Source organism: Streptomyces blattellae (genome assembly GCF_009709555.1).
Classification (GTDB): domain Bacteria; phylum Actinomycetota; class Actinomycetes; order Streptomycetales; family Streptomycetaceae; genus Streptomyces; species Streptomyces blattellae.
Window position 1 is genome coordinate 49,212 of sequence record NZ_WJBG01000003.1, and the last position, 12,288, is coordinate 61,499.

Sequence of the window (12,288 nt, forward strand, 5' to 3'; positions counted from 1 at the left end):
CTGGTCACCTGCCCCGCGGTCAGCCGCCGTCCGCCCCTGAGGCCCGTACGCCGACGGCGGAGGCCTTTACGCTGACGCCCTCGCCATCCGCCAGCCGTGCCCGGACCTCCCGTCCGTCGCTGAAGCGGACGTAGATCCCGTCCTCGTCGTCGACGCGCACGGCCACCAGTTCGGCGAGCGGTGCGGGGTCCGGCTCGGCGGTGAGGCGGGCGAGGGCGACGAAGAGGGTGGCTCCGTCGCCGGTCGCGCCGGTGAGTGCGTCGTCCAGCCCGGAGAGCGGCAGCAGTTCCGCGCGTACGCCGTCCCGCGCGGCCCAGCCCGTGACCCGCACCGGCGTTCCCGGCTCCGCGCCCGCCACCAGATGGGCCCGCACCTCCACGGAGCCCTGCGCGAGCACCACGCTGGTGACCCGGATCCCGTCCCCTACCGAGTGCCGCGACGCCGCCCAGCCCTCCCCCACGCCCAGCGGCACGATGTCCGTCCGGCTCGGGTCGTCGCCGACGATCACGCTGTTGTCGTACGACGGTGCGGGCGCCGTCGCCGTGGAGTACCCGAGCCGGGTGTAGTACGGGTCGTAGCGGACGTCCTCGCTGCCGTGGTTGTGGAGGCGGACCAGGCCGTCCGAACTGGTCGATTGGATCAGCCAGTTGACCGGGCGGATCGCGGTCACCGCGTCGGCGCGCTCCGTCGGGCCCGGTTCCTCGGTCGCCGTCCACACCTCATGGTCGGGCGGCAGCAGCAGGCCGATGAAGCCCTTGCTCGCCCAGTACGGGGACGCCGGGCCCGAATAGCCCTGCAGCAGCGTCTCGTCGGGGCCGTGCCAGCCGAGGGTGAGGAGGCCGCGGCCGTCCACGGCACCCCGGTCGAGGAAGTACCGCAGCGCTCCCGAGGCCAGCCGCCGGGTCTCGCCGGGCGACAGGGGTGTGCGGCCGGACAGTGCGCCCAGCCACAGCGGGGACGTGGTGGCGAACCGGTACGTCAGGGAGCGGCCCTGGTGCATGGGGGCGCCGTCGCCGCCGAACAGACGGGCGTAGTCCTCCAGATGGCGCGCGAGCCTGCCGCCGTAGAGGTCGAGCAGACCGGTGTCGTCGGCGAGCCAGGCGTGCAGCACCGGGTAGAGGTGCATGGCCCAGCCGTTGTAGTAGTCGAACTTGCGGCCGTCGCCGTCGGTGTACCAGCCGTCGCCGACGTACCACTTCTCGATGCGTTCCAGACCGCGGTCGATCGCCGCGCGGGACGCCTCGGTTTCGTAACCGATTTCCCCGAGGAAACCGCCCACGGTGACCGGGAACAACTCCCAGTTGCAGGGCCAGGCTTCGGCGGTGAGCGCGTCGCCCAGCCAGGCCGCGGCGCGCTGCCGGACGCCGTCGTCCAGGCGGTCCCAGAGTAGGGGGCGGGTCAGTCGCAGGGCCAGGGCGATCGACGCCGCCTCGACCAGCGGCTGGCTGCGGTCCTCGATGCGCGGCCAGATGCCGGAGACGCCCGCAGCGAGACCGTTTGCGTAACGCTCCAGCGCGGTCTCGTCCCGGCGGAAGGCGGCCAGCAGCAGCGTACGGGCGTAGCCCTCCAGGCCGTCCGACAGCCGGCCCGACCAGCTCGTGCGGTCGCCGGGCAGATGGTACAGCGCACGGTCCTCGGTCGCGTACGGCTCGACGGCGGCGAGCAGGGCGTCAGCGGCGGCCTCCCAGTGAGCACGGGTGTAACCGGTGTACGGGCTCAGGTCACGGTCGTCGCGGTCCAGTTCCATCAGCAGCGCTTTCCTTCCGGCAAGGGCCTGGGGCGCTCCGGTTCCGGTCGAAGCGCCCCAGGGGCTCATCCCACCCGCACCAGGCTCTTGGCGACCAGGTGCTGGGCGACGAGTTCGTCGCGGACCAGTTCCGCATACACCGTGGCCCCGTGCACGGAGGTGTGCGTGTTGTCCCGCTTCTCGTTGTACAGGTACAGCGCCTTGGACGCCTCGACGCCCAAGGACTCCACGAGCGCCTTCGTCTTCGCCGTCAGGTCGATCAGCGGGACGTCGTGCGCGGCGGCGACCGAGCGGGTGACGGCCGGGTGGTCGACGCCGAGGCCGTTGACGAGGAGCGCGGTGTCGTTGTTCAGGGTGCCGTCGGAGTTGAACCAGCGTCGCACGATGGGGGTCACCAGGACCGGGGTTCCGCCCTTCTCGCGCACGCCCGCGACCAGTGTCTCCAGATTGGCCCGGTACGTCGCCGCGTCGGTCGTCTTGTCGTTGTGGGCGAGCTGGATCAGGACGAGGTCGCCGCGCCGGATCAGCGGCTGGACGGTGGCCCAGAGCCGGGGGTTCTGCAGGTAGCTGACCGTGCTCTCGCCGGAGTCGGCGTAGTTGGCGACGGACACGCCCTTGCGGAGGAACTGCGGCAGCTGCTGGCCCCAGCCGGCGTACGGGTCGCCGGGCTGGTCGCAGGAGGTGGAGTCGCCGACGAGGAAGATCTGGCGGGCGTCGCGGCGGGCCGGGGTGACGCGGATGTCCGCCAGTGCGGGAGCCGAGCCGCCGATCGCCAGGTCGAGACCCGCGGTGCCGTCGGGTCCGGTCGGCTCGCCCTGGGGGGTGCGGACGTTCACGGTGAAGCTGCGGGCGACGCGCTGACCGGCGGCGGTAAACGTTTCCGGAAGCAGGGCACGCCGGGTTTCGCCGGTGATGCCGGTGCTCGACTCGGTGGGGCCGCCGAGGAGCACCCGTACGTCGTACGTGCCGGGCGGGACGTCGAAGTGGCAGGCGGTGGCCGTGCAGCCGACCGGGTCCGGCGGCCGTTCGTGCGCGTGGGCGGGCACGGCGGACAGCGCGGTTGCCAGCGTGACCGCGGCCAGCGCGGTCAGGGTGAAACGTCTCATGCGCGGCTCCCACAGACGACGACGGCGGCCGACTCGACAAGGCCCGGCGGCTGGACCGTATCGCGCATTGGCAAGCGCTTTCTAGACTTCGGCGCGATTTCACACAACTACCAACACCCGGGACGTGAAAGCCCTTTCGCGAACGTGATTCAACTGTCACTCTGCCTCACATCCGCACCCCCACATCTCCGAAGGAGGCACCCCCATGTCCGGATCCGGGAACAGGCCCGTCCGACGCCGTACCTTCGTGCTCGGTACGGCGGCCGCCGCAGGGTCGGCGGCCCTGGCCGGGCCGCTCGCCCAGACCGCGTCCGCCGCGGCCTTCGGCTGGTCCGACGACGGTTCGAACTACGTCGTCGACACCGGCGCGAACCTCGTCTTCAAGGTCAGCAAGTCCAACGGCGACCTGACCTCGCTGGTCTACCGCGGCACGGAGTACCAGGGCTACGGCGGCATGAACTCGCACGTCGAGTCCGGCCTCGGCTCGTCCACCGTGACGATCAGCCAGTCGGGGTCGACGATCCTGATCTCCGTCACCCACGGCACGCTCCGGCACTACTACGCGGCCCGCAGCGGCGAGAACAACGTCTACCTGTGGACCAACAAGGCCGACACGTCTGTCTCCGCGACCCGCTACATCGTGCGCGTGAACGCGGGCAAGTTCGCCAACGACGAGCCCGACTCCGGCACGTACACGACCTCCACGATCGAGGCCTCGGACGTGTACGCGAAGTCCGACGGACAGACCCGCTCGAAGCACTACTCGAAGCTCCGGGTGATCGACTACGACTACATCGGCTGGAGCAGCGGCGGCGTCGGCCTGTGGATCGTGCGCAGCAATCACGAGAAGGCGTCCGGCGGCCCGTTCTACCGCTCCCTGCTGCGGCACCAGGGGCCGGGCGGCGGCGGCCTGTACGAGATCCTGTACTACGGCCAGAACCAGACGGAGGCTCAGCGCTTCGGCCTCCAGGGCCCGTACGTCATCGCTTTCACGGACGGCGGCGCCCCGTCCTCGGCGCTGTTCCCGGGCACGCTCACCACCTCCTGGGCGGACTCGCTCGGCATCGCGGGGTACGTCGGCGCGAGCGGCCGCGGCCGGGTGGCGGGGGTCGGGATCTCCGGGCGGAACACGTCGTACGCGTATACCGTCGGGCTCGCCAACTCGGCTGCGCAGTACTGGGGTTCGGCCCGCTCCTCGGACGGCTACTTCTCCATCGGGGGCGTCCTTCCGGGGACGTACACGCTGACCGTCTTCAAGGGTGAGCTGGCCGTTCACACGGGGTCGGTAACCGTTTCCGCGGGCGGTACGACGACCCTCAACACCATCACGATCCCGTCCTCCAACGACCCGAGCAACGCGAGCGCGATCTGGCGCATCAACGACTGGAACGGCACCCCCAGCGGCTTCAAGAACGCCGACCTCATGACCTACGCCCATCCCTCTGACGTCCGCGCCGCGTCCTGGACCGGCAATGTCGTCATCGGCAGCGGCAGCGAGACCTCGGCCTTCCCCTGCTACCTGTGGCAGGACGTCAACGACGGCATCATCGTCTACTTCCGGCTGACCGCCGCCCAGGCCGCCGCCGCGCACACCCTGCGCATCGGCGTGACGACGGCCTACGCCAACGGCCGCCCGCAGGTCGTCGTCAACGGCACCTGGACCTCGGCGGTCCCCTCGCCGCCCACCCAGCCGGGCACCCGGTCCCTGACCAACGGCTCGTACCGGGGGAACAATCACACCTTCACCTACAGCGTGCCGGCGTCCGCCTGGCTGACGGACACCAGCGCGTACAACACGCTGCAGATCTACGTGGCGAGCGGCTCGGGGACCACCGGCTTTCTCAGTGCGGGGACGTCGATCGACGCGATCGATCTGCTGCCCTGATCCCGTACGACATCGCGGTATGTCACATGTCACATGTCACATTCCACATGTCACATGTGACATACCACAGGCTCATGTCCCGCGCGTCCACTGCTGGTTGGTCGCTCCGTTGCAGGTGTACGTGATGACCGCGGCGGAGTTGGCGGTGGACGCGCCGTTCACGTCCAGGCACTCGCCGGTGGCGCGGGCCCTGATGTTCACGTACGAGCCGGACGTCACCACCGACCACTGCTGGCTGGTCGAGCTGCCGCAGTTCTCCTGGGTGACGCTGGAGGCGTTCTCCTGGAGGCACAGGGAGCTGCCGCGGCCGACCAGCTGGTAGTAACCGGTGCCGAGGTCCTTGAACCACCACTTCTGGTTGGTGCCGCTGTTGCAGGTGTACTGGCTGATCGCGACGCCCTGCCACAGCGACTGGTTGGGTACGTCCGCGCACTTGCCGCTGTTGCGGGCGATCAGCGTGTTGTACGTCGCACTCGTTCCGCTGATCGTCCCGGCGGCCGCGTCGACGGTGATCTCCGGGTACCAGGACATGGACATCGTGGTGGAGGTCGGGAAGGTCAACGGCAGCCACACGTACCGGGAGTCGTTGACGGTCCCGCCGAAGGAGTTGCCCCAGCGGTCGCCCATGTAGAGGTACGAGGTGCCCGAAGTGCCCTGCACGGGAAGGACGTAGGCGGTCTGGGAGTTGTACGTCGTGGAGTCGCCGACGTTCGCCATCGAGGTCCACGGTCCGGCGAGCGAGGTGGCGGTGGCGTACTGCTGCTGGTTGGCGCTCCAGCCGGTGGCACCCGAGGTCAGCATGAAGTAGACGCCGTTCCGCTTGAAGAGCGCCGGAGCCTCGCGGTGGCCGCCCGGCCACGGGTTGGCGACCAGGCCGGCGATGCCGGTGTAGTCGGCGGTCAGCCGGTAGATGTGCAGGTCGTAGTTCTCGTTGGCCGCCGAGACCATGTAGCCGGTGCCGTCCGTGTCGACGAACGTCGTGATGTCCCGGGACATGTGCTGGCCGAGCGGCCGGAAGCTGCCCTGGTAGGTGTAGTTGCCGTCGACGGTGTCGGAGACGGCGACGGCCGCGCGGGCCTCGCTGTAGTCGGTGCCGTTCTCCTTGTGCATCCACATCACGAACTCGCCGGTGGACGCGTTGTACATGACCTTGGGCCGCTCGATGTAGGCGGTGCCCAGTTCGGAGGCGGACGACTGGGTCAGGACGTGGTTCCTGAACTCCCAGTTCCTCAGGTCGGTGGAGCGGTAGGCGTCCACGTACCGGAAGGTGTTGTCGGCGTTGCGGTTCTCGCCGAACCAGTAGTAGTAGCTGCCGACCTTGATGACCCCGCCGCCGTGCGCGTGCAGGGCGTTGCCCGAAGTGTCCGTGAACTGGACGCCGTTGGGGAGCGTCAGGGGGGCGGCCTGGGCCGGTCCCGCGGTGACCAGGGCTCCCGCCAGCGCCAGGCAGAGGGCGAGCAGGACCGCGTACGCACGTCTCATGACGATAGCTCCGTCTCCGTGGCCGTGTCCGCCACCGGGATGCCGAAGTCGGGGGTGCCGTCCGGGTTCCAGCCCAGTTTCTGGACGCGGGTGTGCCGGTTGGGGTCGTTCAGCGGGTCGCCGACGATCTCCTTGTACTGGCGGGCGTGGTAGACGAGGACATCGGTGCGGCCGTCCTCGGCGACCGTGAAGCTGTTGTGCCCGGGGCCGTACTGCCCGGTGGTGTCGTTGCTGGTGAAGACGGGCGTAGGCGACTTGGACCAGTTCGCGGGGTTCATCAGGTCGGCGTCCGCGTCGACGGTGAGCAGGCCCATGCAGTAGTTCGCGTCGGTGGCGCTGGCCGAGTACGACATGAACAGCCGGCCGTGGCGGGCGATGACCGACGGTCCCTCGTTGACCCGGAAGCCGATGCGCTCCCAGTCGTACTCGGGTGTGGAGAGCCGGATCTGAGGTCCCGTCAGGGTCCACGGGCCGGCCATCCTGGACAGGAAGATGCCGGTGTTGTTGTCCATGCCGGGCTCGTGCTGGGCCCAGGCGAGGTAGCGGGTGCCCCGGTGGGTGAAGGTGGTGGCGTCGAGGGAGAACGTTTCCCAGGCCGTTTTCAGCTGGCCGCGCTCCACCCAGGTCCCCTTGAAGGGATCACGGTGCGCGTTCTCCAGGACCCAGATGCGGATCGCCCATATGTCCTCGGCGGGCGCGGCGGCGAAGTAGATGTACCACTTCCCGCCGATGCGGTGGATCTCCGGCGCCCAGATGTGCGCGCCCATGTCGCCGGTGGCGTGCTTGGTCCAGATGACCGATTCGGCGGCGGTGCCGAGCCCGTTCAGGGTGCGGGAGCGGCGCAGGATGATCCGGTCGTACTCGGGGGCGGTCGCCGTGTAGTAGTAGTGGCCGTCGCTGTGGCGGTGGATGTGCGGGTCGGCGCGGTTGCGGACGAGCGGGTTCACGAAGGGTGCGGTCTTCCGGCCGGGTGCGTCGGTGGCGGCGTGGGCCGCCGTGGGGGCTGCGGTTGCCAGGGCGCCCGCGGCCAGGGCGCCCTTCAGCATCCGTCTGCGGTCGAGGCCATGGGGTTCGTAGCGGCTCATACAGGCTGCCTCTCGGGGGGCGAGAAGTGTGATGTTCGATATCACGAACGTCATTTGCGATTACGAACGCCGAAAAGGTATGGGGGTGTCACCAGGAGGTCAACGGGACCGACGCGCCGATTTTCGTCCGGCGAAGTTTCTGTTATCCACCGCCGCCCCGCTCCGTCCCCTGGGACGTGAGCAGCCTCCCCCACAGAACAGCAGCGGCCGCGGGCGCCTTCGCGGCGGTCGCTCTCCTGGTCACCGCTCCCCCTGCCGGCACCGCGGGCATCCGGGACCTCACCGCCGATGTGCTCGCCGACCGCGACGTGCCCCTCACCGGCGACCCGGTCGTCACCGTGCCCTCCCGGGGCGTCGACGGCATCGACGCCACCCTGACGACCGCGGCAACGACCCCGGCGACCACCGCAAGCCCCTCCCCGACCCTCGCCACCCGCACGGCAGCCGACGCGACGCCCACGGACACGCGCACGGCGAGCGCGACGAGCGACGCGTTCGGCTGGTGGCCCTATGTGCTGGGACTCGGCCTGCTGGGCGGACTGATGGTGCCGCCGACACGAGGGACACAGGGGCACGGGGGACGACGCGGGGGCGGGCGGCATGCGGGGTAGGGGGGCACATGGCGCTGGCGGCCCACGGCACCACGCCCGCACCACCACCGCGCGCTCACCACTCCGCTGACAGCGCGACGGACCCGAGCGGGCGGCGCAGGCGTCAGTGTCCGCTCGGTGCCTGCGGAAAGCCCAGTCGCGGGGCCAGATCGCGCGCCTCGGCCGCCCAGCCGGCGAGGAAGGCGAGCGTCAACCCGCGTTCACGGTAACGGAGTTCGGCGGAGACGGTACGGGCGCCGCCGTAGTCGAGCTGCTCCTCACCGGCGCGGGCGAGCATGAGGGCGGTGATCCAGTCGTACTTCACCGCGGACGCGCACACGCCCAGCCGTACCAGCCGCTCGTCCCCCTGCCAGCCGCTCTCCCGCAGACCGTGCAGATAGGCCTCGTACGCCCGTGCCGCGTATCCGGGCAGCCGGGCGGCGGGGATGAACAGATCGAAAACGGTGTCGGGAAGGTAGTTGCCGAGGTCCTCGCCGAGCGCGCCGTCCCCGGCGAAAGCCCAGTCGAACAGGACGCTGTCCGGGCCGTGGGAGCGGACGTTGGCGGGCCACTGGTCGAGATGGCTGAAGGCGCGCGGCAGGGACTCCATGACGTCCAGGAACCACGCGCGGTCCTGGTGGAGGCGGACCATGTCATGGCGCAGGCCGGCGGGGAAGTGGTCTCGGACCAGAGGCTGTTGCCAAGCCTCGCCGTCGTCGAGCAGTTCCTGGCCGAGCGTGTTGCTGCTCACGTACTGCCGCAGGAAACCGCGGGTCAGCCACGGCATGTCGTCCGGGTGCACGGCTCCCTGGGCGGCGCCCAGGCGGCGGGCGTGCTCGACATGCCGGGCGAGAGGCCAGGCGGTGCCCGGTTCGCCGGGCACGTCTTCCAGCCACAGCGCCACATCGCCGTCCGCACGTTCGACGCAGGCCAGCAGCCGGGGCGCGCGGATGCCGTACTGCTGCCAGAGTTGCGCGAGCCCGGACTCGTAGAGATGGGCCTCGCGGCGCCAGTGGTTCCAGTGCCGGGGTTCGTCCGAGGCGGCCCACCGTCCGGTGGCCGCCTTGTTGCGGGTGAGCAGCTTCAGAACGGCCGAGCGGTCCCCGGCGGTGACCCGCCAGACGCCCGCCGTGACACCGTTCTTGGGGTTGTGGACGAGAGGTTCGAAAACGGCTTCTTCGGTTCCGAGGACCTCGCGCGCCTCGGCGTCTCCATCCAGGACAGGCATGCGGCAAGGCTAGCTATGGCCTGTTCTGAGTTGCCCCGTCGTCCGCGCGGAACGCGGGCGCAGCGGCGGAGTGGGGGGGGAGCGAGCGGCGCCGTGCGGCATGGGGGTCCCCCGCTCAAGCGAAGGGGGCGCAGTTCAGGGGGTGCGTAGCTAAGCGGTCATGGCTAGGTCAAGTGCTGATCCCTCTCGGCGCCCGAGCCCCCGACCGCGGGCCCGCGCCGCGGTCCGCCGCCGGGTGTGGAAGCTGCTCCAGCAGCGCGAGGACGGCTTCCCCTGGATCACCGTGAACGGCAGGCCGCTTGAAGGCTGGACCGTGCTGGACTCCGACGCCGCCCCGGTGGCCGGCGCATCCGAGAAAGAGGGCGCCGCCGGCACCTGCAAGAAGGGCGTCTTCGGCCTGTGCCCGTGCTGGTGTACTGCGACACCCGCGGCGAGATGCTCGCCCAGAAACTGCGGCCCGGCGACGCCGGCTGCAACGACACCGACGACAACATCGGCACCTTCGTGCAGGCCGTTGAGCAACTGCCCGGCCCCCACCGCAAGAAGATCCTGTTCCGGACCGACGGGGCCGGGTTCTCCCACGGCCTGCTCGCCTGGATCGCCTCCGCCGGTGGATGACTCCACCCCTGCTACACCTGGGAGTACTCCACCAGTTGGACCTTCACCCAGCGAGATGGACGCCGTGCTCGGCGTCGACGCGCTGGAGCAGCGCACCAGCCGCACGCTGTGGGAGGCCGCGCTCCAGGCCGACGGCACGGTGCGCGAGAAGGCGTTCGGGGTGGAGGTCACCGGCCTGCTCGGCGACTTGCCCTCCTGGCCGAAGGGCCTTGACGTCCTCGTGGTCCTGTTCTGTCCCTCTTCCTGCCCTGCGGGTCAAGCCTTGCGGGTCAGCGCCACGCTCCCGACAGGTCCCGGGCGACTACCGCGGTCAGGACCCGTACGCCGTGTGTCGAACCCGGGTCGAGGTCGGTGAGTTCGCTTACGCGGCGCAGGCGGTAGTCGAGGGTACGGGGGTGGATGTCGAGGGCCGCCGCGGCGGGGCCGCGGTTCATGTCGTGGCGGTAGTAGGCGTCGAGGGTGACGAAGAGGTCCGGGCCCGTCTCCAGGAGCCGGGCCGTGGAGCGGAGCCAGCTGTCGACGAACGGCACCTCCACCACGCCCAGTTCGACGAACACGTCGGCCAGGGTGTGCGGTCTCAGCCGGGCCGACGTCCGCAGCGGGGCCGCCCTGCTGATCCGCCGGGCCCGTTCGAGCGCCGAGGCCAGGCCGGTCACCGGCGCGGTGGCGGCACCGGCGGCACAGCGGCGGCCGAGGGCGTCGGCGAAGGGCGGTCCGGGACGAGAGTGGCTACGGCGGGTTCGGGGTCGGAATCCGGCAGTGCGGCAGTGCGGCAGGGGCGGAGTCCGGGATCAGGGCGATCAGTTCGCCGCTCTCCGCTCCCGTGCCTGGGGCGTCGGCGGGCTCCCGTTCCGTGTGCCACCTCATCGGTACCTGGTGGGTCTTCAGCAGGGCCTCGATGTCGTTCTCCGGGTCGCGGTCGCCCGGTGGGCGGCCCGGGACCCGGACCACCAACACCGTGTAGGCGTCGGCCAGTTCCATGTCGGCGCGCTGGGCCAGCTCCGCCGCTGCGCCGTTCTCCGACGGCAACGCCCTTGCCAGCATGGCGACTTGTTCGGCGTACGGCATACGGCGGCGCAGCACCGACTCGTAGCCGCCGCGGTAGGCGTGGATGCCGCGCTCGCCCTGCGGGGGCGATCCAGCGCATGAGGCACATGAGTTCGTCGAGGTCACCCCCGCGCAGGGTGTCCGTCGCCTCGTTGATCTCGCGCAGCATCAGCTCGGTGTGGATGCCCAGGACGAGTTGGCGCGAGTCCAGCGACATGCCCGCCTCGGCCCGCACCTCGCCCATCGACGCGATGAAAGCCAGGTCCTCGTCGGTCAGCATGCCGTTCACCCAGGGCGAGGGGGGTGCCGACAGACGAAAACCGGATGCCCGTTTATCACTCCGGGTGAAACCGTGAAGGGTGTGCGGGCACGGTGTTTGTCACAGTGCGCAAAGTTCGTTTATCGGGGCGCACTTGTGGCTCGATTCCCTTGTGAGCGGGCTGGGGCCTCGGCTTAATGAGACCCGTGCCCGCCGCCCGAGCAGGGACCGATTCGGAAAAGGGACCACTCCGAATTCGCGGGGCGCGGGCCACCCACTGACCTGTGTTCAAACGGGAGGCCAACAATGCTGAAAGCCATGAAATCCGGGACCCGGAAGAGAATCGCGACCGCCGCCGCCGTCGTGACCGCGGCCACCGCGCTCATCGTGACCTCGCCGGGCTCCGGCTCCGCCGCCGTCACCGCCACTCCCAGCCTGCAGGCGTTCGGGATCACCGGTGACGGCCTGACCATGGCCAGCTTCTCCACCGACGCCCCAGGGATCCTCAACTGGGTCCGGGATGTCACCGGACTCAGCGGCGACACCAGGCTGGTCGGTATCGACCACCGGGTGCAGAACGGTCTCATGTACGGCCTCGGTGAGAAGGGCGGCATCTACACGATCACCACCCCGCCGCCCGGTAGCAGCAACAACGTGGTCGTCACCAAGGTCTCCCAGCTCCAGGTCGCGCTCTACGGCACCACCTTCGACATCGACTTCAACCCGGCGGCCGACCGGCTGCGGGTGATCAGCAACAACGGCCAGAACCTGCGCCACAACCTGAACGACGGCACCACGGCCACCGACAGCAGCCTGAACATCCCGCCGGCGACCACGGCCGCCACCGGCGTGACCGGCGCCGCGTACACGAACAACGACCTGGTCGGCTCCACCGGCACCACGCTCACCAACGTGGACACTTTCAACGACCAGATCACCATCCAGTCGCCTCCGAACGCCGGCAACCTCGTCCCGACCGGCCTGCTCGGCTTCGACGCGAACCTCGACGCCGGCTACGACATCTTCAGCACCCTCACCAACGGCAAGACGACCGCCAACACCGCCTTCGCCACCATCACGCCGTACAACGGCAGGGCGTCCTTCTACAGCATCGACATCCTCACCGGCGCACCGACGCTCATCGGTACGTTCCCGAACTCAGTCCAGATCACGGACTTCACCATCACGATCAGCGGCAGCTGACCCCGCCGGGTCATCGCCTCACCTTCTCGCCGCGGCCC

Annotated in this window: 12 protein-coding genes; 4 read left to right on the forward strand and 8 right to left on the reverse strand. The window is 69.9% G+C overall.

Annotation, left to right across the window (positions count from 1 at the left end; all coding sequences use genetic code 11):
• Positions 1–19 precede the first annotated feature (19 nt).
• Both GFH49_RS00220 and GFH49_RS00225 read right to left on the reverse strand, forming a co-directional pair.
• Positions 20–1,747: a DUF2264 domain-containing protein gene (locus GFH49_RS00220; RefSeq protein WP_155053669.1), complete on the reverse strand. Its 1,728-nt coding sequence runs from the start codon at positions 1,745–1,747 to the stop codon at positions 20–22.
• A 65-nt stretch (positions 1,748–1,812) separates the two neighbouring features.
• A complete protein-coding gene (locus tag GFH49_RS00225) occupies positions 1,813–2,853 on the reverse strand; it encodes a rhamnogalacturonan acetylesterase (protein ID WP_155053670.1) in 1,041 nt (346 codons plus the stop codon).
• A 205-nt stretch (positions 2,854–3,058) separates the two neighbouring features.
• On the opposite strand from GFH49_RS00225, the gene GFH49_RS00230 reads away from it, so the two are divergent.
• A complete protein-coding gene (locus GFH49_RS00230; RefSeq protein ID WP_155053671.1) occupies positions 3,059–4,738 on the forward strand; it encodes a rhamnogalacturonan lyase B N-terminal domain-containing protein in 1,680 nt (559 codons plus the stop codon).
• A gap of 72 nt (positions 4,739–4,810) precedes the next feature.
• Here the strand turns inward: GFH49_RS00230 and GFH49_RS00235 are convergent, their stop codons facing one another.
• Together GFH49_RS00235 and GFH49_RS00240 are read right to left on the reverse strand one after the other, a co-directional pair.
• Positions 4,811–6,220, reverse strand: coding sequence for an RICIN domain-containing protein (locus GFH49_RS00235; protein WP_155053672.1), 1,410 nt, complete (start codon positions 6,218–6,220; stop codon positions 4,811–4,813).
• Positions 6,217–7,305: a glycoside hydrolase family 43 protein gene (locus GFH49_RS00240; protein WP_155053673.1), complete on the reverse strand. Its 1,089-nt coding sequence runs from the start codon at positions 7,303–7,305 to the stop codon at positions 6,217–6,219. Before GFH49_RS00240 ends, GFH49_RS00235 begins: the two co-directional genes overlap by 4 nt.
• Before the next feature lie 176 nt (positions 7,306–7,481).
• Here GFH49_RS00240 and GFH49_RS00245 point away from each other — a divergent pair, with 176 nt between their 5' ends.
• Entirely contained in the window at positions 7,482–7,916 is a 435-nt protein-coding gene (locus GFH49_RS00245; RefSeq protein ID WP_155053674.1) for a hypothetical protein, read from the forward strand.
• A gap of 103 nt (positions 7,917–8,019) precedes the next feature.
• Here the strand turns inward: GFH49_RS00245 and GFH49_RS00250 are convergent, their stop codons facing one another.
• Complete coding sequence (locus tag GFH49_RS00250) at positions 8,020–9,123, reverse strand: aminoglycoside phosphotransferase family protein (protein WP_155053675.1); 1,104 nt, start codon at positions 9,121–9,123, stop codon at positions 8,020–8,022.
• 399 nt (positions 9,124–9,522) lie between these two features.
• Between GFH49_RS00250 and GFH49_RS00255 the strand changes: the two genes are divergently transcribed.
• Positions 9,523–9,741, forward strand: a complete 219-nt coding sequence (locus tag GFH49_RS00255; RefSeq protein ID WP_155053676.1) for a hypothetical protein — start codon at positions 9,523–9,525, stop codon at positions 9,739–9,741.
• A 43-nt stretch (positions 9,742–9,784) separates the two neighbouring features.
• Here the strand turns inward: GFH49_RS00255 and GFH49_RS00260 are convergent, their stop codons facing one another.
• From GFH49_RS00260 to GFH49_RS39650, 3 genes are all read right to left on the reverse strand, one after another.
• Positions 9,785–10,000, reverse strand: coding sequence for a hypothetical protein (locus GFH49_RS00260; protein WP_155053677.1), 216 nt, complete (start codon positions 9,998–10,000; stop codon positions 9,785–9,787).
• Between the two features lie 10 nt (positions 10,001–10,010).
• Positions 10,011–10,397, reverse strand: coding sequence for a helix-turn-helix domain-containing protein (locus tag GFH49_RS39645; protein ID WP_230396079.1), 387 nt, complete (start codon positions 10,395–10,397; stop codon positions 10,011–10,013).
• Positions 10,398–10,470: 73 nt separating this feature from the next.
• Positions 10,471–10,914 carry a hypothetical protein gene (locus GFH49_RS39650; protein WP_230396080.1) on the reverse strand — a complete coding sequence of 148 codons (444 nt, stop codon included), beginning with the start codon at positions 10,912–10,914 and terminating at the stop codon, positions 10,471–10,473.
• Positions 10,915–11,365: 451 nt separating this feature from the next.
• On the opposite strand from GFH49_RS39650, the gene GFH49_RS00270 reads away from it, so the two are divergent.
• Positions 11,366–12,250 carry a DUF4394 domain-containing protein gene (locus GFH49_RS00270; RefSeq protein WP_196217803.1) on the forward strand — a complete coding sequence of 295 codons (885 nt, stop codon included), beginning with the start codon at positions 11,366–11,368 and terminating at the stop codon, positions 12,248–12,250.
• Positions 12,251–12,288 lie beyond the last annotated feature (38 nt).

What these genes read in the sequence shown, in the direction of transcription:
- GFH49_RS00220 (WP_155053669.1), bottom strand. Translation starts at nt 1,747, where the DNA reads ATGGAACTGGACCGCGACGACCGTGACCTGAGCCCGTACACCGGTTAC.
- GFH49_RS00225 (WP_155053670.1), bottom strand. Translation starts at nt 2,853, where the DNA reads ATGAGACGTTTCACCCTGACCGCGCTGGCCGCGGTCACGCTGGCAACC.
- GFH49_RS00230 (WP_155053671.1), top strand. Translation starts at nt 3,059, where the DNA reads ATGTCCGGATCCGGGAACAGGCCCGTCCGACGCCGTACCTTCGTGCTC.
- GFH49_RS00235 (WP_155053672.1), bottom strand. Translation starts at nt 6,220, where the DNA reads ATGAGACGTGCGTACGCGGTCCTGCTCGCCCTCTGCCTGGCGCTGGCG.
- GFH49_RS00240 (WP_155053673.1), bottom strand. Translation starts at nt 7,305, where the DNA reads ATGAGCCGCTACGAACCCCATGGCCTCGACCGCAGACGGATGCTGAAG.
- GFH49_RS00250 (WP_155053675.1), bottom strand. Translation starts at nt 9,123, where the DNA reads ATGCCTGTCCTGGATGGAGACGCCGAGGCGCGCGAGGTCCTCGGAACC.
- GFH49_RS00270 (WP_196217803.1), top strand. Translation starts at nt 11,366, where the DNA reads ATGAAATCCGGGACCCGGAAGAGAATCGCGACCGCCGCCGCCGTCGTG.